A 22409-nucleotide genomic window follows, 5' to 3' on the forward strand; every position below is an offset into this window, starting at 1 on the left:
GTTTCTTCGCCGGAACGACGCATTGTTAAAATGCGCGCCTCACTTCCGGCGATTCCGATGGATCTCGAACGCATTCTCTTTTCTCAAGGCTTCGGCTCGCGCCGCCAGTGCCGCGCGATCATCGCCGCCGGACGCGTGCGGATCGGCGGCGAAATCCTCACCGATCCGGCCGCCGGTTTCCCGCTGCTTTCACCGCTCGATTTCGAAGTCGATGGCGAGAGCTGGCGGTATCGCGAAAAGGCGTATCTGGCGCTGAACAAGCCCGCGGGCTACGAGTGCTCGCGCGATCCGCAGCATCATTTAAGCGTGTTTCACCTGCTGCCGCCCCAATTGACGACGCGCGGTGTGCAGTGCGTCGGCCGGCTAGATCAGGACACGACCGGCCTTCTGCTCCTGTCCGATGACGGCGCGTTCGTCCACGCGTTCACGTCGCCGAAGAGGAAGGTGCCGAAGGTCTATCTCGCGACGACGCGTCATCCGATCGACGACGCGCAACTCGCCGCCCTGCGCGACGGCGTGTTGCTGCACGGCGAATCGAAACCGAGCGCGGCGCTCGCGGCGCATCAGCGCGACGAGCGTCTGCTGGAACTGACCGTGCTCGAAGGCAAATACCACCAGGTGAAGCGGATGGTCGCGGCAGCGGGGAATAGGGTGGAGAAGCTGCATCGCGAGCGCATTGGCGGATTCGAGCTGCCCGCGACGCTCACCGAAGGCCAGTGGTGCTGGCTCGACGAGGCGGAACTCGCGGCGCTGCGGCGGGAATAGTGTTGCTTTTGGTGCGTAACCAGACGGTTCGTGCCACGACTGAATAGAACGATCATGCAAATCGGTGAAAGCACCTACCGCCAAGCGTTGCAGCGCAGCATGCCTTATTGAAAGGTCACACTTATACTCGAATCACGGGTACTGAAAAACGAACTATCAAAAAAGCAGGAGGGCATCATGGTCTCCCATTTGACCGTCGCGCTCGTGGCGTTCGTCGCGCTGAGTGCGGTATTGATCGGGGCGTTGGCTTTCACGATGCACAGGCGTCACAAGTACGAACCGAATCTGATCGGCGCGCTGATCGGCGCTTTGCTCTGCTTCGTGCTGCTCGAAACGATTCCGGCGCTGATCTAGCGGCGCAGGAAATCGTCGACGGTGGGATAGCGCAATTCATAACCGAGTTCGCGCTTGAGCCGCGTATTGGTCAGGCGCCGCGATTCCCGCATGAACGAGAGCGTAATCGGCTCCAGACGCGCCTCCGCTTCCTCCCGCGTGATGCGCGGCACGCGCGGCATGCCTTTCGCGTCGGCGACGCGGTCGAAGTACTCTCCCATCGGCAGATCAGTATCATCCGAAGCGTTGAGCGCGCGCTGCGGCTTCCCGCGAGAAAGCGCACGCACGAGGATGGCGGCGAGATCGTCGGCGTGAATGTGGTTCGTGAACACGTCTTCCTCGGCGACGAGCGCCGGCATGCCCCTTTCGATGCGCGCAAGCGGCAAGCGGTTGCCCGCATAGATTCCCGGAATCCGCACGATCGATATGCGCCACCCGCCGCGCACGGCCGCACGCCGCAGGTGCGCCTCGGCGCAAACCCGCCGCTTCGCGCGCGCGTTCTCGGGATGTACGGGCCGCGTTTCGTCGATGAGCGCGCCGCCGCAGTCCCCGTAGACACCCGTCGTGCTCGCGTAGACGAGGCGGATACGCGTGGTCGGAAAAGGTGCGTCGGGTACAATGGATGGCGTTTTGCGGGCGTTTGGCGGCTGCATCGCATTCGCGTGAAACCACGCGCGCCATGCGCGAAACGGCGCTGTTGCACTCGCCGCACCGCGCGCAACGCTGCGCTTTCGCGCGGACAATGCAGCGATCAGCGCCTGCGTGCGGCGGTCGGTGTCGCCATCCTTCTGTGGCGGTGCGAGATGCAGCACGGTCGTCGATAATCCGGCGAGGCGCGCGAGGCTGGCGCGGTCGTCGAGATCGCCGCATATCGGCGTCGTGCCCGCCGCGCGCAGTTCGGCAACACGTTCGCGATGGCTCGTGAGCGCGATCACGCGGGGCGCCGCGGCGCGCGCCTTGAAGAGCGGCACGGCGCGCAGCCCGACATCGCCGCAGCCGACGACCAACACGCGCGCGCGGCGCAGGATTCGAGTGGCAATCATGTCGTGCATTGTAGCCGCGGCATGCCGCCTGTCATGAAGCAGGATTGAACACCCCAACTCATAACGATCTATGGCTTTCAACGTAACGCTCCGGCAAAGCGGCCGGCAGTTTCAAGTGGAACCCGACGAAGCGGTGCTTATCGCCGCCCTCCGCCAGGGCATCGGCCTGCCGTACGGCTGCAAGAACGGCGCGTGCGGTTCGTGCAAGGGCACCATCGTGAGCGGCGAGGTCGAACAGGCGCCGCACTCGTCGTCGGCGTTGTCGAACGATGAAAAGACGCGCGGCATGGCGCTTTTCTGCTGCGCGACCGCGCAAACCGATCTCGAAATCGACGTGCGCGAAGTCGCGGGCGTCGGCGACGTGCAGGTGAAGAAGCTGCCCTGCCGCGTCAACGCGCTCGAACGCAAGGCCGCCGACGTCGTCGAGCTGAAGCTGCAGTTGCCCGCCAACGAGCGGCTGCAATACCTCGCCGGCCAGTACATCGAGTTCATCCTGAAGGACGGCAAGCGTCGCAGCTATTCGATGGCGAGCCCGCCGCATCACGAAGGCCCGCTCGAGTTGCACATCCGTCACATGCCCGGCGGCACGTTCACCGACCACGTCTTCGGCGCGATGAAAGAGCGCGACATCCTGCGCTTCGAGGGCCCGCTCGGCACGTTCTTCCTGCGCGACGACTCCGAGAAGCCGATCGTGCTGCTCGCGTCCGGCACGGGTTTCGCGCCGATCAAGGCGATCATCGAGCACGCGGTGTTCAAAAACCTGAACCGCCAGATGACGCTCTACTGGGGTGGCCGTCGCAAGCAGGACCTCTACATGATGGATCTCGCCGAGCAATGGGCGAAGGACGTGCCGAACTTCAAGTTCGTGCCGGTCCTCTCCGAACCCGACGCCACCGATGCCTGGACCGGCCGCACGGGCTTCGTTCATCGGGCTGTCATCGAGGATCTGCCGGACTTGAGCGCGTACCAGGTGTACGCGTGCGGCGCGCCGGTGATGGTCGAATCGGCGCAGCGCGATTTCACGAGTCATCATCGGCTGCCGGAGGAAGAGTTCTACGCGGATTCCTTCACGAGCGCCGCCGATCTCGCGCATCCGGTCTGATCGCAGTAGAAACGCGCGGACAGAAAATCCGCGCGTTAAGGTTTACACGCACAAACGTCGTATCGTATCCTTCGCGAATGATCATCGAAATCCAGACCAGCCTCCGACGTCGCCGCTCGCCGCTTCCCTAGGGATGCCGCTGGCTCGTCACGGATTCGCGCTCATGTTCTGTTCGATGCGCACGAAAAGAAGCCACGGGACCCCGTGGCTTTTGTTTTTTCCGACGCCGTTTTTTCAACCATCCTTGTCGCTTTCGTGGAGCCCGCTGTCATGAATTTCAATGAGTACCCCGTCGAATCGCTGATGTTCATCACGAACCGCCCTGAAATCGTGTTCACGCACGGCAAGGGCTCATGGCTCTACGACAACACCGGCAAGCGCTATCTGGACTTCATCCAGGGCTGGGCCGTGAACTCGCTCGGCCACTGCAACGACGGCATGATCGAGGCGATGGACAGGCAGGCGCGCACGCTCATCAACCCGTCGCCCGCGTTTTACAACGCGCCGATGGCGCAGCTCGCCGGTTTGCTCACGCAGCACAGCGTCTTCGACAAGGTGTTCTTCGCGAACAGCGGCGCCGAGGCGAACGAAGGCGCGATCAAACTCTCACGCAAGTGGGGCAAGAAGTTCAAGGGCGGCGCTTACGAGATCATCACGTTCGATCACAGCTTCCACGGCCGCACGCTCGCGACGATGTCCGCGAGCGGCAAGGCCGGCTGGGACACGATCTACGCGCCGCAAGTGCCGGGCTTCCCGAAGGCCGAGCTGAACGACATCGCGTCGGTCGAACGGCTGATCACCGATAAGACCGTCGGCGTGATGCTCGAGCCGATTCAGGGCGAAGGCGGCGTGATCCCCGCGACGCGCGAATTCATGCAGCAACTGCGCGCGTTGACGAAAAAGCACAACCTGCTTTTGATCGTCGATGAAGTGCAAAGCGGCTGTGGCCGCGCGGGGACGCTGTTCGCGTACGAGCTCTCGGGCGTCGAGCCGGACATCATGACGCTCGGCAAGGGCATCGGCGGCGGCGTGCCGCTGGCGGCGCTGCTGGCGAAGGCCGAAATAGCGTGCTTCGAGCCGGGCGACCAGGGCGGCACCTACAACGGCAATCCGCTGATGACGGCGGTCGGCTATTCGGTGATCTCGCAAATGACGGCGCCCGGTTTTCTCGAAGGCGTGCGCGAGCGCGGCGAGTATCTGAAGTCGCACCTGCTTCAGCTTTCGGAAGAACGCGGCTTCAAGGGTGAGCGCGGCGAGGGCCTCTTGCGCGCGCTGCTGCTCGATTCGGACAACGGCGCTCAGATCGTCGAGAAAGCGCGTCTGATGGGGCCCGACGGCCTGCTGCTGAACGCGGCGCGTCCGAACCTGCTGCGCTTCATGCCCGCGCTGAACGTAACGAAGGACGAGATCGACCAGATGATGGCGATGCTGCGCACCGTGCTGGATTCGCTGTGAGAATCCGCGTTTTCGACGCGCGCGACGCCGATGCGGTGATTGCGCTCTGGCGACGCGTGTTCCCCGAATATGCCGATCCCGCGAAGCCGCAACGCGATCCGCGCGTGTCGATCGCGAACAAGCTCGCGACGCAGCCGGAGCTGTTTTTCGTGGGCGTTGTCGAGGGACGCCTGATCGGCACGATCATGGCTGGCTACGACGGGCATCGCGGATGGCTGTATTCGCTGGCCGTCGAGGAAGCCGCGCGTGGTAACGGCTACGGGCGCGCGCTCGTTGAGCATGCTGAACGCGAGCTTGCGAAGCGCGGCTGTCCGAAAGTGAATCTGCAGATTCTCGCCAGCAAAGCCGATGTGCAGGCGTTCTACGCCAAGCTCGGCTATCACGCCGATGAAGTCGTGAGCTTCGGCAAGCGGCTGCAATCGGCGTCGGCGTAAAAAAACCGCATGCGTTTCGAGCGCATGCGGTTCTTCTTTTCGACACGGCCTGTCGCGAATCACTCGCCCAGGTAAGCCGCCCGCACCTTCGGATCGTCGAGCATGGTCTTCGCATCGCCAGTCATCGTGACGAGACCCGAGTCCATCACGTAGCCGCGATTTGCCGCCTGCAACGCAAGCCGTGCGTTCTGCTCGACGAGCAGCACCGTCAGCCCTTCGCCCGAAATCTCGCGCACCACTTCGAAGATTTTCTCGACCATGATCGGCGAGAGACCCATCGACGGTTCGTCGAGCAACAGCAGTTTGGGACGCGACAAGAGCGCCCGCGCCATCGCCAGCATCTGCTGTTCGCCGCCCGAGAGCGTCCCCGCGTACTGCGACGCGCGCTCCTTCAGCCGCGGAAAGAAGCCGAACATGCGCTCGGTATCCTTCTGGATTCCGTCGTTGTCGTTGCGCAGGTACGCGCCCATCTGCATGTTTTCCAGAATCGACATCCGCGCGAAGATGCCGCGCCCTTCCGGCACCATCGCGAGGCCGCGCTTGAGCAGCTCATGCGTCGGCACGCCCTTGATCGACTGGCCCATGTATTCGATGTCGCCCGCCGAATACGGCTTGAGACCCGTGATGGCCTTCATCGTCGTGGTCTTGCCGGCGCCGTTCGCGCCGATCAGCGTGACGAGTTCGCCCTGCCCGACTTCCAGATCGACACCCTTGACCGCCTGAATCCCGCCGTAATTGACCTGCAGGCCCTTGATTTTCAACATCGCGTTAGTCGTCGCCATCAGTGGACCCCTGCTCCCAGATATGCCTCGATCACCTTCGGGTCCTTCTGCACGTCCTGCGGCAGACCCTCGGCGATCACCTTGCCGTAATCGAGCACCGTCATCCGGTTGCACAATCCCATCACCAGTTTCACGTCGTGTTCGATCAGCAGAATCGTCTTGCCGTCGGCGCGGATCTTGTCGAGCAGGCGCGTGAGTTCCACTTTCTCCGTCGCGTTCATGCCGGCGGCGGGTTCGTCGAGTGCGAGCAGCTTCGGATCGGTCGCCAAAGCACGCGCAATTTCGAGACGCCGCTGGTGCCCGTACGACAGATTGCGCGACGTGTAATCCGCGTATTGCAGGACGCCCACGTATTCGAGCAGTTCCAGCGCGCGTTCCTTGATCTCGCGCTCTTCACGGCGCTCGGCCGGGGTCTGGAACACCGCGCCGATCAGGCCGTGCTTCGTGCGCACGTGGCGCCCGACCATCACGTTTTCGAGCGCGGTCATGCCGCCGAAGAGGCGAATGTTCTGGAACGTGCGCGCAATGCCCGCCTGCGCCACCTGATAAACGGCAGTCGGCGTGTAGGCCACGCCGTCGAGCTTGAAGACGCCCGAATCCGGCGTGTAGAGGCCCGTGATCACGTTGAAGAACGTCGTCTTGCCCGCGCCGTTCGGGCCGATCAGGCCGTAAATCTCGCCCGCCTTGATTTCGAGACGGACGTCGGAAAGCGCCTGCAAGCCGCCGAAGCGCTTGTTGACGCCCTGCACGGACAATCGAGTTTGTTGTTCGCTCATGTCTGGTTCCCCCGCTTTAAGCGCGCACCGGCTTCTTGCCAGCGCGCTTCGCGATCTTCGCGATCTTGTCTTCGTGTTTTGCGGCGGGCCACAGGCCTTCCGAGCGATACAGCATGATCAGCACCATGGCCAGGCCGTACAGCAACTGGCGGATGACTTCGGTATCGACGATCTGATGACCGAAAATGGCGTTTTGCAGCGGGCCCATCGTCGAGCGCAGGAATTCGGGAAACACGGCAAGCAGCACCGCGCCGAGAATCACGCCGGGAATATGGCCCATGCCGCCGAGCACCACGCACGCCAGCACGACGATCGATTCCCAGAACGTGAACGATTCCGGCGACACGAAGCCCTGGAACGCGCCGAACATCGCACCCGAGAGTCCACCGAACGACGCGCCCATCGCGAACGCGAGCAGCTTGACGTTACGCGTGTTGATGCCCATCGCCTTGGCGGCGATCTCGTCTTCGCGGATCGCGGCCCATGCGCGGCCGATGCGCGAGTGCTGCAGGCGCGTACAGACCCAGATCACGAACAGCGCGCACAGCACGAACAGGTAGTAATACATGTACACGGACGGGAACTTCAGTCCGAAGAACTCGTGCGTCTGCGAAAGATTGAAGCCGGCGACGGTCACCGGATCGATACCGGTAATGCCCTTCGGACCGTTCGTGATGTTGATCGGACGATCGAGGTTGTTCATGAAGATCCGGACGATTTCCCCGAAGCCCAACGTCACGATCGCGAGGTAGTCACCGCGCAGGCGCAGCGTCGGAGCGCCGAGCAGCACGCCGAACGTGGCCGCGACCGCCATCGCGCAGGGCACGATCAGCAGGAACGGGACGTGCAATCCGCCGGGCGCGAGGTGCGCGATCCATTCGAACTGATTCGTCAACTGCGGCGACGACAGCAAGGCCGCCACGTAAGCGCCGACCGCGTAGAACGCGATATAGCCCAAGTCCAGCAGGCCGGCGAAGCCGACCACCACGTTTAGCCCCAGCGCCAGCATCACGTAGAGCATCGCGAAGTCGAGCACGCGCACCCAGTAATTGCCGCCGGCCGCGCCGATCACCATCGGCGCCATGATCACGAGCGCGGCGACGAGAATCGTGATCGCGTAGCTTTTTGCGCCTTTTTTCTCGGGGATGAGCGTCGTCGACGGCTCAATCGGTTGAATCGATGTCATTTTTTTACGCTCCCTTTTATGCGCGGTCAGCCACACGTTCGCCGAGCAAGCCGGACGGACGGAACACAAGCACGATGATCAGCACGACAAACGCGAACACGTCCTGGTAGTTACTGCCAAAGACGCCGCCCGTCAGGTTGCCGATGTAACCCGCGCCCAACTGTTCGATGAGGCCGAGCAGCACGCCGCCGACCATTGCGCCGCCGAGGTTGCCGATCCCGCCCAGCACCGCCGCCGTGAACGCCTTCAAACCAGGGATAAAGCCCATGTAGAAGTGAGCGTTGCCGTATTCGGACGCGATCATGACGCCGGCGAGTGCGGCAAGCGCCGAGCCGATCATGAAGGTCGCGGAAATCACGAAGTTCGGATTCACGCCCATCAGCGACGCGACGCCGGGGTTTTCAGCGATCGCGCGCATCGCGCGGCCGAGACGCGTCTTGTGCACGAGCAGCAGGAGCCCGCCCATCACGAGGAACGCCACCACGATGATCACGATTTCGGTCATCGAGATCACGGCGCCCGGACGATCGGCGGTTGCGGTGATCACGTTGATCGGATCGGTCGGGAGGAGCTGCGGGAACGGCAGCGGATTGCGGCCCCAGATCATCATCGCGAGCGTCTGGAGGAGAATCGACACGCCGATCGCGGTGATCAGCGGGGCGAGACGCGGTGCCTTGCGCAGCGGCCGGTAAGCCACGCGTTCGATCGTGTAACCGACCAGCGCGCACACCACGGCGGCAACCACCAGCGCAATGAGCAGCATGATCGGCCCGGGCAAGCCGGGAAAGTGATTCGTCATGACGCCGACGGCGGACAGCGCCACCATCGCGCCGACCATCAGCACGTCGCCGTGCGCGAAGTTGATGATGCCCAGAATGCCGTACACCATCGTATAACCCAGTGCGATGATGGCGTAGACGCTGCCAAGCACCAGACCGTTCAAGATCTGCTGGATGAAAATATCCATTTAAAGCTCCTTAGCCCGTGCGACCAGATACCGCTTTATCACCGGCCGATAAACCGGTGTGAAGCGAAATCGAGAACGGCACCGCGCGTACGTGTAAAAAAACCGGTAAGGGTCAATCGCCTCGACCCGCGCCCGCTGCCGGATCTGGCTGCGGACACCTGTCGGACGGATACGGAAACGGCGCCACCGGGTAGCTGGCGCCGTCAGGCTGCAAACGCCCAGCCATCACTGCTTCACGACATCGAGGACGTTTTTCTTGCCGTCCTTGAAGTCATAAAGCGTGATCGTGCCTGCCTTCAAATCGCCCTTGTCGTCGAATGCGATGTGTCCCGTCAGACCGTTGAAATCGGTCGACGCGATCGCAGCGAGCACCTTGGGCGCTTCGATGGAATTGGCGCGTTTCATTGCGTCGACGATCACGTACATTGCGTCATACGTGAAAGGCGCGTAAATCTGCACCGGCGTGTGAAAGCGGGCTTCGTATTTCTGGGAGAAGTCCGCTCCCTTGTCCATCTTCGAAAGCGCGAGACCCGCTTCCGAACAGACGAGGTTTTGCACGGCGTCGCCCGCGAGCGCCGCGACCTTGTCGGTGCACACCCCGTCACCGGCAAGAATCTTTGCCTTGATGCCAGCCGCCGCCGCTTCCTTGATGAAGGGGCCGCCGGTCACATCCATCCCGCCGTACATTACGACGTCGGGCTGAGATCGTTTTATTTTTGTCAGAATCGCCTTGTAGTCGCGCGTCTTTTCGCTGGTCGCCTCGCGCGACAGCACCTTCATGCCGCCTGTCTGCGCCGTCTTCGAAAACTCGTCCGCGAGGCCGCGGCCGTAGGCGGAGGTATCGTCGACGATCACGACTTTCTTTGCGTGCAGCGTCTTCGCCGCGTAGTCGGCGAGCACCGGCCCCTGCAGCGCATCCGTTGCGACGACGCGAAACGTCGTCTTGAAACCCTGCTTCGTGTACTGCGGATTGGTGGTCGAGGGCGAGATCTGCGCCACGTTCGCGTCGCTGTAGATCTTAGCGGCCGGGATCGATACACCCGAATTCATATGACCGATGACGGCGACCACCTTGTCGTCGATCAGGCGCTGCGCGGCTTCCGTGCCGGTGCGCGGATCGGCGGCGTCGTCCTGGGCGTCGAGCACGAGCTTGATCGGATGGCCGTCGATCGTGAGGCCCTGCGCGCTGATTTCCTCGAGCGCGAGGCGGGCGCCGTTCTCGTTGTCCTTGCCGAGATGCGCCTGCAAGCCGGTCAGTGGCGCGACATGGCCGATCTTCACGACCGTCGCCGCTTCGCTCGCCGGCGGTGGCGGTGCAGCGGCGGCGGGCGCCGACGCGGAACTCGCGGCCGATGCCCCTGTGCTCGCCTCGCCATCGCTTTTCTTGCTGCATGCGGTGCTCATCGCAACCGCAGCCGCGATGGTCACGGCGTAAGCAAACTTGACTCGCATTAAGTAGGTCTCCTGCGCCTTGGAAAGCTGATGTTTCAGGCCCTTCCGGCCTGGAACGCGCGCATTGTAACGCTAATTATGAGACGGGCAATATTGTTATGTGACAGGGGTTTTCCTGCATTGCAACCGTTATTTTTGACCGATTTTCGCGCTGAGGCGCAACCAGGTTGCGATCCGTGCTTGTGCAGCAGTTGCACCAAAAAATGTAAGCGTTGAAGCGGGGCGGAACTGTAAGGTTCGCGGGGGTCGTGATTGATAAGGGAAATCCCTGCGTTACCCGAGCTGCCGAGTTCGCACCATTTGAGTGCAACCATTCTCAAGAATCAAAGTTCTTTCGAGGTGTTGCGTTATTTCTAGCCTATATAAGATATTTAATGGATGAAAAAAAGCGCCCCGCGGGACGCTTCCAATTTCACCGTATCACTGCGGCAGAGCCAATCCACGTGGCAAAGGAAACGAAATCGTCTCCTCGATGCCGTCGAGCGGCCGCACGTTGCGCACGCCGAGCTCACGTAACCGCGCGATTACCGCCTGCGCCAGCACCTCGGGCGCCGACGCTCCTGCCGTCACGCCGATCCGCTTCTTGCCTTCGACCCACTTCGGATCGATCTGCGTCGGCGAATCCACCATATAGGCGGGGATGCCGCGCTTCTCGGCCACTTCGCGCAGACGGCTCGAATTCGAGCTGTTCGGGCTGCCGACCACGATCACCACGTCGCACTGCGGCGCGAGGAACTTCACCGCGTCCTGGCGATTCTGCGTCGCATAGCAGATGTCCTGCTTCTTCGGCTCCTTCACGAGCGGGTATTTCGTTTTAAGCGCGTCGATGATGGCCGATGCGTCGTCCACCGAGAGCGTCGTTTGCGTCACGTACGCGATGCGCTCGGCGTTCGGCAGCGCGAGCGCCATGACGTCGTCGATATCCTCGACGAGATGCATGCCCTCGCCCGCCTGCCCCATCGTGCCTTCCACTTCCGGGTGGCCCTTGTGGCCGATCATCACGATGTCGAAGCCTTCCTGGCGCATCTTCGCAACTTCCATGTGAACCTTGGTCACGAGTGGACAGGTGGCGTCGAATACGCGCAGGCCGCGCGTCTCGGCCTCGCCGCGCACCGCCTTCGAGACGCCGTGCGCGCTGAATATCAGCGTGCTGCCGGCGGGAACGTCCGCGAGATCCTCGATGAAAATCGCGCCCTTCTTGCGCAGATCCTCCACGACATAGGCGTTATGCACGATTTCGTGACGCACGTAGATGGGCGCGCCGAACAGTTTGATGGCGCGCTCGACTATCTCGATTGCGCGATCGACGCCGGCGCAGAAGCCGCGCGGCTGCGCGAGCAGGATTTCGACATCGGTGAGGGTGTCAGCGAGGCTCATGGCTACAGAATTCCGATGATTTTCACTTCGAACGCCAGCGCCTGGCCGGCGAGCGGGTGGTTGAAGTCGAACAGCGCCGACGTTTCGCCGACTTCCTTCAGCACGCCCGCATAGCGGCCGCCGCCGGGCGCGTTGAATTCGACGAGATCGCCCGGAGAAAAATCCTCGCCGATCATGCTGTTTTCGCGCAGCGTCGCGAGCGACACGCGCTGAATCAGCTCCGGATTACGGGGACCGAACGCCTGCTCGGGCGTTAGCTGAAAGGTCGAATGGTGGCCGACCTTGAGCCCGAGCAGAATCTCTTCGAGCGGCGGCGCGAGTTGACCGGCGCCCAGAAGGAGCGTCGCGGGCTTGTCGGTGAAGGTATTGACGATGTCGGCGCCATCGGCAAGTGCGAGCCGGTAGTGAAGCGTGACGTGCGAACCGGGTTTCACCTCGGAGATATCGATGATGCTCATGTGTATTGGACGTAGCCGGTCAGTCGGGGACAGGGCGCGCGCGGAAGACGCCGCGAAGACCAGGCGAAGCGGCGCGCCAAACCTCTATTGTAAAACACAGTTGCAAGGGGACGCCGCGCGTCGGTTCGTCGCGAGTGTGCGCCCGTACTATATACAGAGCGGGTGGTGGTTCGCCGGCGGGGCGCGACAACGGAGGCAGGCATGAACGCGAATCTCCGGCTGGTCGCGGGCGGCGGGACAGCGCGCGTATTGCCTATCCGCGATTGGGCGGAGAGCGAGCGGCCGCGCGAACGGTTGCTCGAAACAGGCTCAGCTTCCCTTTCCGACGCCGAACTGTTCGCGCTTTTTCTGCAGTCGGGCATCCCCGGCTGGACTGCGGTCGACCTCGCCCGTGAACTGCTGGCGCATTTCGGCAGCCTGCGTAGCGTCCTCGATGCCTCCGCCGCGCAGTTGTGCGCGCTGCGCGGCATCGGACCGGCGCGGGCGGCGCAGTTGCTCGCGGTGTCTGAACTGTGCCGGCGGGCACTCGCCGAAAAAGCGCGCGACCGCGCTTTGCTGGATACACCGGGCGCCGTCGAGGATTATCTGAAGCTGCTGATAGGCACGCGGCCCTATGAGGTGTTCGTCAGCCTCTATCTCGACGCGAGGCATAAGTTGTTGCACGTGGAGGAATCGGCGCGCGGCTCGATCACGCGCGTCGCGGTGTATCCGCGGGAGATCGTGCGGCGGGCGCTGTCGCTGAATGCGGTGGGGCTGGTCGTCGCGCATAATCATCCGTCGGGTGGCGTCGCGCCGAGTGCCAGCGACCGGCATCTTACGCGCACGCTGCAAGACGCGCTCACGCTGATCGATGTGCGGCTGCACGACCATATGGTCGTGGCATCAAACGAAATCTTCTCCTTCGCCCGGAACGGTTGGCTCTGAACCTTGCACGCGCGGTTTCTGTCTCATATGCCGCTTCGCTACAATGGGAACAAACCAAAAAGGCTTGATATTGCAGACTTTTTGCTGCTAGAATCGCGGTTTGCTTCTTTCAACCAACCTGTTCCGAGCGCGGAATGTTAGTGTGGTTCTCAACGGTTAAGTTTCAAACCGGGGTCCACAAGGCGTTCGAACTCAGAATTTCAGCGTATTAGGAGTGCTCTCATGGCACGCGTATGCCAAGTAACTGGGAAGGCGCCGATGAGCGGCAACAACGTTTCCCACGCGAACAACCGTACCAAGCGTCGTTTCCTGCCGAACCTGCAGAACCGTCGTTTCTTCGTTGAAAGCGAAAACCGCTGGGTCCGTCTGCGCGTGTCGAACGCCGGTCTGCGCCTGATCGACAAGAACGGTATCGACTCCGTGCTCGCAGACCTGCGCGCACGCGGCGAAGTCTAAGGAGCACGGAAATGGCCAAGGGCGCACGCGACAAGATCAAGCTGGAATCGACCGCAGGTACGGGTCACTTCTATACCACGACGAAGAACAAGCGCAACATGCCGGAAAAGATGGCGATCAAGAAGTTCGATCCCGTCGTCCGCAAGCACGTCGAGTATAAAGAGACCAAGATCAAGTAATCTGGTTTCAGAGCCTGACAAGACAGCAAAAAGCCCCGCATTCGCGGGGCTTTTTGTTTTTGCGCGTCGGATGAGCATTCGGCCGACTGTCGGTCTTCGTGATTGCCCGGTATCCTTGCTGGCTATGTCTTCGGCGTGTGTCACACGTTCGACATATTCGGTGCGCGAAGACGGCACATGGACTATCGACGGAGAAGCGGCAGCATGAATTTCGACGTAGCAATCGTAGGCAGCGGCCTGGCGGGCCTGAGCGTGGCATTGAATCTCGCGCGCACGCGCCGCGTCGCGATCATCGCGAAGCGCACCGTCAGCGACGGCGCGAGCGACTGGGCGCAAGGCGGCATCGCCGCCGTGCTCGATTCCGGCGACAGCATCGACAATCACGTGGACGACACGCTCGTCGCCGGCGGCGGACTCTGCGACGAAGCGGCTACGCGATTCATCGTCGAGAACGGGCGCGCGGCGATCGAGTGGCTGATCGAGGAAGGCGTGCCTTTCACGAAGGACGTCTCCGCCGAACTCGGTTTTCACCTGACGCGCGAAGGCGGCCACAGCCATCGCCGGATCATCCACGCCGCCGACGCCACCGGTCACGCCGTCGTGAGCACGCTCAACGAGCGCGTGCGCAATCATCCGAACATCACGGTGCTCGAAGATCACTACGCGATCGACCTGATCACGTCCGAGCGGCTAGGCCTGCCGGGGCATCGCTGTCACGGCCTTTACGCGCTCGATCTCGCAAGCGGCCGCACGGTGACTATCGAAGCGCCGCACACCGTGCTCGCCACGGGCGGCGCGGGCAAGGTCTACCTCTACACGACAAACCCCGACACCGCGACCGGCGACGGCATCGCGATGGCTTGGCGCGCCGGCTGCCGTGTGTCGAACATGGAGTTCATCCAGTTTCACCCGACCTGCCTCTTCCACCCGTACGCAAAATCCTTCCTGATCTCGGAGGCGGTGCGCGGCGAAGGCGGCATCCTGCGGCTGCCCGACGGCACGCGCTTCATGCCCGCCCACGACGAGCGGGCTGAACTGGCGCCACGCGATATCGTCGCGAGGGCGATCGACTTCGAGATCAAGAAACGCGGCATCGACTGCGTTTATCTCGATATCAGCCATCAGCCGCGCGCGTTTCTCGAAGAACACTTCCCGACGATCCTCGCGCGCTGCCGTGAGTTCGGCATCGATATCGCGAAGCAGCCGATTCCCGTCGTGCCGGCGGCGCACTACACGTGCGGCGGCGTCGTGACGGATCTTGCCGGGCGCACGGATCGCGTCGGCCTCTATGCGGTCGGCGAGACGTCGTGCACGGGGTTGCACGGCGCGAACCGGCTGGCGAGCAATTCGCTGCTCGAATGCCTGGTGGTCGGCCGGGCGGCCGCGCACGAGATCGAAGCGCAGGGTTTTTCGGCGGCCGGCCACGCGCCTTTGCCCGATTGGGACGAAAGCCGCGTCTCCGATCCGGACGAAGAAGTGGTCGTGGCGCACAACTGGGACGAATTGCGGCGGCTGATGTGGAATTACGTCGGCATCGTGCGGACCGACAAGCGCCTCGCGCGCGCGCAACACCGGATCGCGATGCTGCGCGAGGAGATCCACGAGTACTACGCGAATTTCAAGGTGAGCCGCGATCTGCTGGAACTGCGCAATCTGGTCGACGTGGCGTCGCTGATCGTGGAAAGCGCGTGTTCGCGCCGCGAAAGCCGCGGGCTGCACTTCAGCCGCGACTGGCCCGACACGCTGCCGAAGGCGCTGGCAACGGTGCTCACGCCGCCGGTGTCCCGGCGGCGCAAGGTTTAGATCAGGCGCATCGAGTAGTCGGTGGCGCGCACGTCCTTCGTGAGCGCACCGATCGAGATCCGGTCGACTCCCGTTTCCGCGATCGTCCGAACTGTCTCGAAATTGACGCCGCCAGACACTTCCAGTACCGCCCTTCCGCCCGTGATTTTCACGGCGGCGCGCATCGCGTCGAAATCGAAGTTGTCGAGCAGGATCGATTCCGCGCGATGCGCGAGCGCCGACTCCAGTTGCACGAGCGTTTCCACTTCGATCTGGATCGGCACGCCCGCGTTCAGCGCGAGCGCCGCATCCATCGCCGCGCCGACGCCGCCCGCCGCCGCGATGTGGTTCTCCTTGATCAGCATGCCATCGTAGAGCGCGAGCCGCTGGTTCGCGCCGCCGCCCACGCGCACCGCGTATTTCTGCGCGAGCCGCAGTCCCGGCAGCGTCTTTCGCGTGTCGAGAATCCGCGCGCGCGTGCCTTCGATCGCATCGACGAAACGGCGCGTCGCGGTCGCAACACCCGAGAGCAATTGCAGGAAGTTGAGGCCGTTGCGCTCGGCGGTCAAGAGCGCGCGCGCCGGCCCGCGCAGCAGCACGACGGGCGAGTTCGCCGCCATCCGGTCGCCTTCGCGATACTGCCACTGCACGTCAATCGACGGATCGACGCGCCGCATCACCTCGTTGAACCACGGCACGCCACACAGCACCGCTTCCTCACGCACCGTAATGCGCGCCGTGCGCTCGGCATCGGCGGGAACGAGGCGGCCGGTCTGATCGCCGCTGCCGATGTCTTCGGCGAGCGCATCCGCGACGTTACGGGAGAGCGCCGCATCAAAAGCGTCGCCGTATTGCGCGCGGATTTCCGCGAAGAGCGGCGGCACGAAATCGTTCGAAGCCACGCCCATCATGCCGCTCCCACGTTCGAAAACAGCGCGCCGTCCTTCGCGAGGTCGCCACTCGCCTGCACGCGCTTCTTGTGACGCGTGGCGAAATCGAGCATCCGGTCGATCGGCAGACGCGCGCGCGCGCCGGTCGCCGGGTCGACGAAAATCTCGTTGTGGCCGCGCTCCAGCACTTCGGCCAGATTCTCCAGGCCGTTCATCGCCATCCACGGGCAATGCGCGCAGCTCTTGCAGCTCGCGCTGTTGCCGGCGGTCGGCGCTTCGATGAACGTCTTGCCCGGCGCCGCGAGCCGCATCTTGTGCAGAATCCCGAGGTCCGTCGCGACGATGAAGCGCTGCGCGTCAAGGCGCACGGCGGCATCGATGAGTTGCGTCGTTGAACCGACCACGTCCGCGAGCGCCACCACCGCTTCCGGCGATTCCGGATGAACGAGGATCTTCGCGTCCGGATACTCGGCGCGCAGCAGATCGAGTTCGATGCCCTTGAATTCGTCGTGGACGAGACACGAGCCCTGCCACAGCAGCATGTCGGCGCCGGTTTTCTTCTGAATGTAGCCGCCCAGATGCCGATCCGGCGCCCACAGGATCTTTTCGCCGCGCGCGTGGAGATCGGCGACGATCTCGAGCCCGATCGACGAGGTCACCATCCAGTCTGCGCGCGCCTTCACGGCCGCGCTGGTGTTCGCGTACACGACGACGGTGCGATCGGGATGCGCGTCGCAAAACGCGGAGAATTCGTCTGCGGGACAGCCGAGGTCGAGCGAACAGGTGGCGTCGAGATCCGGCATCAGCACGCGCTTTTCGGGGCTGAGGATTTTCGCGGTCTCGCCCATGAAACGCACGCCGGCGACGACCAGCGTCCGCGCTTCGTGATCACGCCCGAAACGCGCCATTTCCAGCGAATCGGCAACACAGCCGCCGGTTTCGTCGGCAAGTTCCTGCAATTCGGCATCGACATAATAGTGCGCGACCAGCACCGCCTTCTCGCGCTCGAGCAGCCCGCGAATTCGCGCCTTCAGTTCGCGCTTGCGCTCCGCCGATGGTGCATCCGGCACTCGTGCCCATGCTTCGCCCACTCCGCACGTCAAGCCGTGCGGCCGATCGTATTCGACGCTCTTGATGCTCGCTTCCATGCTGTCCTCTGTCTCCTGCCGTTCCCGCTGCAAATCCAGCCGCCCAAAAACAAAAACCCCGCCAGAGCGGGGTCTTGTGACGTCATTAAATTTTAACGGATATCGATCCGCTCGGTCAGGCGTAGCGACGCAGCCGCAGCGCGAATTCCTGCAGCGACTTGATGCCGCTTTGCTCCGCGCGGTGGCACCAGTCCTGCAATTGCGCGAGCAGTTGTTCGCGCGAAGCGTTGGAACGGTCCCACATCGCCGACAGATCCTTGCGCAGCTCGATATACGTGCGCAGCTTCTGGTTGTCCGAGAAGATTTGCGGCAACTGCTGGCGCTGCGGCTCGTTCAGGCCGTCTTCGTCCTTGTGGAACCACTTGCGGGCGCCGTGCATCAACTGGTACTTCTCGCGCGCACCGGCTTCCTTCAACTTCGACAGTTCCTGGCGATACGCCTGTTTCACCGCCTTGGCATAACGCGCCATCACTTCGTAGCGGTTCGCGAGCACGGCCTGCAGCGTATCTTCGTCGAGTACGGGCTTGCTGGCCGAGAGACGCGGCATCGGCGCGAGCTTCTTCACCTTCGCCAGCTTGAACGCCGACATGATGCGGATGTACATCCAGCCGATATCGAACTCGTACCACTTGTTCGACAGCTTCGCCGACGTCGCAAACGTATGGTGATTGTTGTGCAACTCCTCACCGCCGATGATGATGCCGAGCGGGAAGATGTTCGTGCTCGCATCCGACGAATTGAAATTGCGATAACCCCACCAGTGCGCGAGACCGTTCACGACACCTGCGGCCCAGAACGGAATCCAGATCATCTGCACGGCCCACACCGACAGCCCGACGATGCCGAACAGCGCGACGTCGATGACCATCATGATGCTGATGCCGAGGATCGGGTAACGCGTGTAGATGTTGCGTTCGATCCAGTCGTTCGGCGTGCCGTGGCTGAACTTGCGCATCGTTTCTTCGTTCTTCGCTTCCGAACGATACAGTTCCGCGCCTTGGAACAGCACCTTCCAGATGCCGCGCGTCTGCGGGCTATGCGGATCTTCTTCGGTTTCGCACTTCGCGTGGTGCTTGCGATGGATCGCGGCCCACTGGCCGGTCAGCATGCCCGTGGTCATCCACAACCAGAAGCGGAAGAAGTGGCTGGCGATCGGATGCAGCTCCAGGGCGCGGTGCGCCTGGCAGCGATGCAGATAGACCGTGACGCCAATGATCGTGATGTGAGTCATCACGAGTGTGAACAGCAAGATCTGCCACCAGGAAAAGTCGAGCAATCCGTTGGCGAGAAATTCAAGCGAGGAGTTCAGCAAGGCAATTTCCTGTTGAGGCGGAAAAAATGGCCGGTCGAAAAGTACACTCGACCCGTGTTGGGCGCATGAAAGGTATGCGCACGAGTTCGATTGCATTCTACTTCAAGCGTTCCAAGTCTTTGTGCCAAAGGGAGAATTTTTTGATACGGGGCAAATATAAGAAGATCTGACGCCTTCAGATTTGCGCGTTATCCGTAAGGTTGGACAGATTATTGAGATCGGTCCGGCGATTGCCGATTCGGTGTATTGGATGACGCTGGTGATGCGGGCGAAATTACCGAATTCGTCGCGCCGTCGATAATCCTTATCTCGCGTTGCGCGAACGGAATTTCAATGCCGTATTCGCAATATAGCCGCCATATGTTCCGGTTCACCTGCGATTTGACACCGCCCGTACCTTTCGCTGCATCCTCGATCCAGAAGCTCAATTCCAGATTGATGCCGTCGGCGCCGAAATTGGCGAGCAGCGCGGCGGGCGCCGGGTCCTGCAGCACGCGCTCAACGCCTTTCGTGGCTTCGACAAGCAGTGCGAGCGCGCGTTCCAGGTCAGACCGGTAGCTCACCTGCACGGCGAGCTTCGCGTTGCCGCGCGTCAGGTAAGACGAATGGTTCTGCACGACGTCGGTGATGAGCTTTTCGTTCGGAATCAGCGTCTCGATGCCGTCGAGCCCGCGCACGACCGTATAGCGTGTGCGGATCTGCGTGACCGTGCCCTGAAAATTCGCGACATTGATCATGTCGCCGAGACGTAGCGACCGGTCGAGCAGAATGATGAAGCCCGACACGTAGTTGCTCGCGATCTTCTGCAAGCCGAAGCCGAGCCCCACGCCCAGCGCGCCACCGAACACGCCGAGCACGGTAACGTCGATGCCGACGATCGACAGGCTGATCAGGATCGCCGCCAGAATCATCAGCGCCCGGCCGAGGCGCGCGAGCACAATCCTGACGTTGGCGTCGAGCGAGCGCGAGCGCATCAGGCGGTCTTCGAGCGACGCGCCCGCCCACATCGCCACGATCAGCGTAATGCACACCCACAGCACGCCAGTCGCAAGCGACAGCAGCGTCAAATGCGCGTTCGCGACGCTGAAACGCACGCTCGCCATCCAGTTCACGACGTCCTGCTGGATGCCCATCACGGTCAGGAGCATCGCGACCCAGACGAGCGTCGTCACGACTTTTTCGAACACGAAGAGGAGCGCGTGCGCCTCGCCGCCGCGGCTGAACACGCGGCGCGCGACGTAGAACATCGTGTAGATGACGGTGATGCCGAGGAGCGGCACGAGCGCGAGCTGCAGGAGCGCGGTGTGCATGAACCGCGACATCACGAGCTGCGCGATCGACACGAACACCGTGCCGAGCAGCGGAAAGAGCGCCTTGTTGAGGCTTTCGGCGCCGAAACGCAGCGCTTCGAAGCGCGACTGGCGGCGCTCTTCGAGCCGCCGCCGCAACACGCGTGCGAGCCACCACGCGACGGCAAGCAGGCCGAGCAACACGAGCGCCTGCCAGATCACCGCAGGCTCGCCGAAATCACGAACGAGCCCGCCGAGCATGTGGGAAAAGTAGCGATCCTGCATGCCGGCAGTTCCCCCGTTCACTCCAGCGACGTGTCTTCTTCAGGCGCCTCGGGCTCAGCCGACGCCTTCGTGGCCCCAGGCACGCGTTCGAGCACTGCGGCGAAGAAGCCGTCGGTACCATGCTTGTGGGGCCAGAGCGTCAAATAATCGCCGGTATCGAGGTCGATGCGCTGTTCGGCCAGCACCTCGCGCGCCGGGACGAGCTTGAAATTCGGATGCGTCGCGAGGAATTGCGTCACGACGCCCTCGTTTTCCGCTTCCAGCATCGAGCAGGTCGCGTACACGAGTCGCCCGCCGACCTTCACCAGCCGCGCCGCGCTCGTGAGGATCGCAAGCTGCTTCGGCGTCAGTTCCGCCACCGAATCCGGCGACTGGCGCCACTTCAGGTCCGGATTGCGGCGCAGCGTGCCGAGGCCGGAGCACGGCGCATCGACGAGCACGCGGTCGATCTTGCCCGCGAGCCGCTTGATCTTGGCGTCGTGCTCGCTGTCGATCAACACCGGATTCACGTTCGATAAACCGCTGCGAGCCAGACGCGGCTTGAGTTTCGCGAGACGCCGGTCGGAGACGTCGAACGCGTAGAGACGGCCTGTGGAGCGCATCATGGCGCCGAGCGCCAGCGTCTTGCCGCCCGCGCCCGCGCAAAAATCGACGATCATCTCGCCGCGCTTGGGCGCCATCAGCGAGCACAAAAGCTGGCTGCCTTCGTCCTGCACTTCGATCCAGCCTTCCTGGAACGCCGGCAGCTTCGCAAGCGCCGGTTTCCCGTCGACCCGCACGCCGTAAGGCGCGAACGGCATTTCGCCCGCTTCGATGCCGGCCTCGGCTAGCGCCTTGATGACCGCGTCGCGCGTCGCCTTGATCGGATTCGCGCGCAAATCGAGTGGCGCCGGATAGTTCAGCGCGGCGGCGAGCTTCGCGAGTTCCTCGGCGTCGAAGCGCTTGGCCATCGCGTCGTAGATCCACTGCGGCAGGTTCGTGCGGACGCGCACCGGCAGGCTCGCCGGATCGATCTTCGAGACCTGCGAGAGCCACTGGTATTCGTCGGCGGAAACGAACGGCTTCACCGCCGACAATCCCGCCGTCTGCATCAGCCCGAGCAGCGCGAGACGCCGCGCCTGGTTGCCACTGCCGCTCTCGGCGAGATGCGAAAACTCCATCTTCCGGCGCAGAACCGCGAATACCGCCTCCGCGATCACGCCTCGTTCGTTGTGTCCGAGCTTCGGATGCGCGCGGAAAAAGCGGCTGGTGGCGGCGTCGGCGGGGCCGGAAAAGCGCAGCACATCGGCGAGTAATGTTTCAGTTTGTCCAATCAGAAATCCGTGCAGCCTCATACGCCCTCCGCGGCAATGTCGGCAAAGAGCCATTGCGGCTCCGATGGCGTGAGCACGACGCGCTCGCCGTCGATGGCAAGACGCCCTTCGACGAACCAGCGCACCGCGCGTGGGTAAATGATGTGTTCGACGGCCAGAACGCGCGTGGCAAGCGCGGCGGCGTCGTCGCCGGCGATCACCGGTACCGCGCCTTGCGCCACGATCGGGCCGTGGTCGAGCGTCGGCGTGACGAAATGCACACTCGCGCCGTGGACGCGCACGCCGGCGTCGAGCGCCTGCTGATGCGTCTTCAGGCCCGGAAAGCAGGGCAAAAGCGACGGATGCACGTTCAGCATGCGCCCGGCGTAATGGTGAACGAAATCATCGGTCAGAACGCGCATGAAGCCCGCGAGCACGACGAGATCGGGCGCGTGGGCGTCGATGGTGGCAGCGAGCGCGGCATCGAACGCGGCGCGCTCGGCGAAATCACGATGATCGATCACAGCGGTCGCGATGCCGTTCGCCGCGGCAAAGCCGAGCCCGGCGGCATCCGGCCGGTTCGATACGACGGCGCGGACCTCGGCCGGCCAGCCTTCGCGCTTGCACGCGCGCACGACGGCCTCCATGTTGGAGCCGCGTCCGGAAATCAGAATGACGATTTTTTTCATCCGCGGATTTTATCATTCGACGGTGCGAAAACC

23 protein-coding genes are annotated in these 22409 nt (G+C 62.9%); 9 read left to right on the plus strand and 14 right to left on the minus strand.

From position 1 onward, the window contains the following. Positions 1-57: 57 nt before the first annotated feature. Positions 58-765 (plus strand): pseudouridine synthase, encoded by a 708-nt coding sequence (locus AWB67_RS05800; RefSeq protein ID WP_087655321.1) that lies wholly within the window; start codon positions 58-60, stop codon positions 763-765. 177 nt (positions 766-942) lie between these two features. Then, a complete protein-coding gene (locus AWB67_RS41370) occupies positions 943-1119 on the plus strand; it encodes a hypothetical protein (protein WP_200821642.1) in 177 nt (58 codons plus the stop codon). On the opposite strand, the gene AWB67_RS05805 is transcribed toward AWB67_RS41370, so the two are convergent. Then, the gene (locus AWB67_RS05805; RefSeq protein ID WP_087655322.1) at positions 1116-2141 is read right to left on the minus strand and encodes an NAD-dependent epimerase/dehydratase family protein; all 1026 of its coding nucleotides are present in this window, start codon (positions 2139-2141) and stop codon (positions 1116-1118) included. The two genes, AWB67_RS41370 and AWB67_RS05805, sit on opposite strands and share 4 nt — an antisense overlap. 70 nt (positions 2142-2211) lie before the next feature. Between AWB67_RS05805 and AWB67_RS05810 the strand changes: the two genes are divergently transcribed. From AWB67_RS05810 to AWB67_RS05820, 3 genes are all read left to right on the plus strand, one after another. Next, the gene (locus AWB67_RS05810; RefSeq protein WP_087655273.1) at positions 2212-3243 is read left to right on the plus strand and encodes a CDP-6-deoxy-delta-3,4-glucoseen reductase; all 1032 of its coding nucleotides are present in this window, start codon (positions 2212-2214) and stop codon (positions 3241-3243) included. A 270-nt stretch (positions 3244-3513) separates the two neighbouring features. Then, positions 3514-4698: an acetylornithine transaminase gene (locus tag AWB67_RS05815; protein ID WP_087655274.1), complete on the plus strand. Its 1185-nt coding sequence runs from the start codon at positions 3514-3516 to the stop codon at positions 4696-4698. Further along, positions 4695-5132: a GNAT family acetyltransferase gene (locus AWB67_RS05820; protein WP_087655275.1), complete on the plus strand. Its 438-nt coding sequence runs from the start codon at positions 4695-4697 to the stop codon at positions 5130-5132. Before AWB67_RS05815 ends, AWB67_RS05820 begins: the two co-directional genes overlap by 4 nt. Before the next feature lie 59 nt (positions 5133-5191). Here the strand turns inward: AWB67_RS05820 and AWB67_RS05825 are convergent, their stop codons facing one another. The 7 genes from AWB67_RS05825 to AWB67_RS05855 all read right to left on the minus strand — a co-directional run bounded on the left by AWB67_RS05825 (position 5192) and on the right by AWB67_RS05855 (position 12130). After that, positions 5192-5914: an ABC transporter ATP-binding protein gene (locus tag AWB67_RS05825; protein ID WP_200822176.1), complete on the minus strand. Its 723-nt coding sequence runs from the start codon at positions 5912-5914 to the stop codon at positions 5192-5194. After that, positions 5914-6690: an ABC transporter ATP-binding protein gene (locus AWB67_RS05830; protein WP_087655276.1), complete on the minus strand. Its 777-nt coding sequence runs from the start codon at positions 6688-6690 to the stop codon at positions 5914-5916. The genes AWB67_RS05825 and AWB67_RS05830 overlap by 1 nt, the downstream gene beginning before the upstream one ends. A gap of 16 nt (positions 6691-6706) precedes the next feature. Then, positions 6707-7876 (minus strand): ABC transporter permease subunit, encoded by a 1170-nt coding sequence (locus tag AWB67_RS05835; protein WP_087655277.1) that lies wholly within the window; start codon positions 7874-7876, stop codon positions 6707-6709. Positions 7877-7892: 16 nt separating this feature from the next. Continuing rightward, entirely contained in the window at positions 7893-8843 is a 951-nt protein-coding gene (locus AWB67_RS05840) for a branched-chain amino acid ABC transporter permease (RefSeq protein WP_087655278.1), read from the minus strand. Positions 8844-9068: 225 nt separating this feature from the next. Next, positions 9069-10295: a branched-chain amino acid ABC transporter substrate-binding protein gene (locus tag AWB67_RS05845; RefSeq protein WP_087655279.1), complete on the minus strand. Its 1227-nt coding sequence runs from the start codon at positions 10293-10295 to the stop codon at positions 9069-9071. 420 nt (positions 10296-10715) lie between these two features. Then, positions 10716-11672 (minus strand): 4-hydroxy-3-methylbut-2-enyl diphosphate reductase, encoded by a 957-nt coding sequence (gene ispH / locus AWB67_RS05850; protein WP_087655280.1) that lies wholly within the window; start codon positions 11670-11672, stop codon positions 10716-10718. Between the two features lie 2 nt (positions 11673-11674). Beyond that, positions 11675-12130 (minus strand): FKBP-type peptidyl-prolyl cis-trans isomerase, encoded by a 456-nt coding sequence (locus AWB67_RS05855; protein WP_062635140.1) that lies wholly within the window; start codon positions 12128-12130, stop codon positions 11675-11677. Positions 12131-12331: 201 nt separating this feature from the next. Between AWB67_RS05855 and radC the strand changes: the two genes are divergently transcribed. The 4 genes from radC (at position 12332) to nadB (ending at position 15492) form a co-directional block, all read left to right on the plus strand. Beyond that, on the plus strand, positions 12332-13054 hold the full coding sequence (gene radC / locus AWB67_RS05860) for a RadC family protein (RefSeq protein ID WP_087655281.1): 723 nt from the start codon (positions 12332-12334) through the stop codon (positions 13052-13054). Positions 13055-13276: 222 nt separating this feature from the next. After that, positions 13277-13510: a 50S ribosomal protein L28 gene (rpmB, locus tag AWB67_RS05865; RefSeq protein ID WP_087647953.1), complete on the plus strand. Its 234-nt coding sequence runs from the start codon at positions 13277-13279 to the stop codon at positions 13508-13510. 11 nt (positions 13511-13521) lie between these two features. Further along, positions 13522-13689: a 50S ribosomal protein L33 gene (gene rpmG / locus AWB67_RS05870; RefSeq protein ID WP_006478046.1), complete on the plus strand. Its 168-nt coding sequence runs from the start codon at positions 13522-13524 to the stop codon at positions 13687-13689. A gap of 204 nt (positions 13690-13893) precedes the next feature. Next, on the plus strand, positions 13894-15492 hold the full coding sequence (gene nadB, locus AWB67_RS05875; RefSeq protein WP_087655282.1) for an L-aspartate oxidase: 1599 nt from the start codon (positions 13894-13896) through the stop codon (positions 15490-15492). Here nadB and nadC read toward each other — a convergent pair. The 6 genes from nadC to purN all read right to left on the minus strand — a co-directional run bounded on the left by nadC (position 15489) and on the right by purN (position 22376). After that, positions 15489-16382, minus strand: coding sequence for a carboxylating nicotinate-nucleotide diphosphorylase (gene nadC, locus AWB67_RS05880; protein ID WP_087655283.1), 894 nt, complete (start codon positions 16380-16382; stop codon positions 15489-15491). The two genes, nadB and nadC, sit on opposite strands and share 4 nt — an antisense overlap. Beyond that, the gene (nadA, locus tag AWB67_RS05885) at positions 16379-17509 is read right to left on the minus strand and encodes a quinolinate synthase NadA (RefSeq protein ID WP_087655284.1); all 1131 of its coding nucleotides are present in this window, start codon (positions 17507-17509) and stop codon (positions 16379-16381) included. The genes nadC and nadA overlap by 4 nt, the downstream gene beginning before the upstream one ends. Positions 17510-17624: 115 nt before the next feature. Continuing rightward, positions 17625-18821 carry a DesA family fatty acid desaturase gene (locus tag AWB67_RS05890; RefSeq protein WP_087655285.1) on the minus strand — a complete coding sequence of 399 codons (1197 nt, stop codon included), beginning with the start codon at positions 18819-18821 and terminating at the stop codon, positions 17625-17627. A 209-nt stretch (positions 18822-19030) separates the two neighbouring features. Next, the gene (locus AWB67_RS05895) at positions 19031-20395 is read right to left on the minus strand and encodes a mechanosensitive ion channel family protein (protein WP_087655286.1); all 1365 of its coding nucleotides are present in this window, start codon (positions 20393-20395) and stop codon (positions 19031-19033) included. Between the two features lie 17 nt (positions 20396-20412). Further along, positions 20413-21729 (minus strand): RsmB/NOP family class I SAM-dependent RNA methyltransferase, encoded by a 1317-nt coding sequence (locus AWB67_RS05900; RefSeq protein WP_087655287.1) that lies wholly within the window; start codon positions 21727-21729, stop codon positions 20413-20415. Then, positions 21726-22376 carry a phosphoribosylglycinamide formyltransferase gene (gene purN / locus AWB67_RS05905; protein WP_087655288.1) on the minus strand — a complete coding sequence of 217 codons (651 nt, stop codon included), beginning with the start codon at positions 22374-22376 and terminating at the stop codon, positions 21726-21728. Before purN ends, AWB67_RS05900 begins: the two co-directional genes overlap by 4 nt. Between the last annotated feature and the right edge of the window lie 33 nt (positions 22377-22409).

Origin of the sequence: Caballeronia terrestris (assembly GCF_001544515.1) — a bacterium.
Lineage (GTDB): Bacteria > Pseudomonadota > Gammaproteobacteria > Burkholderiales > Burkholderiaceae > Caballeronia > Caballeronia terrestris.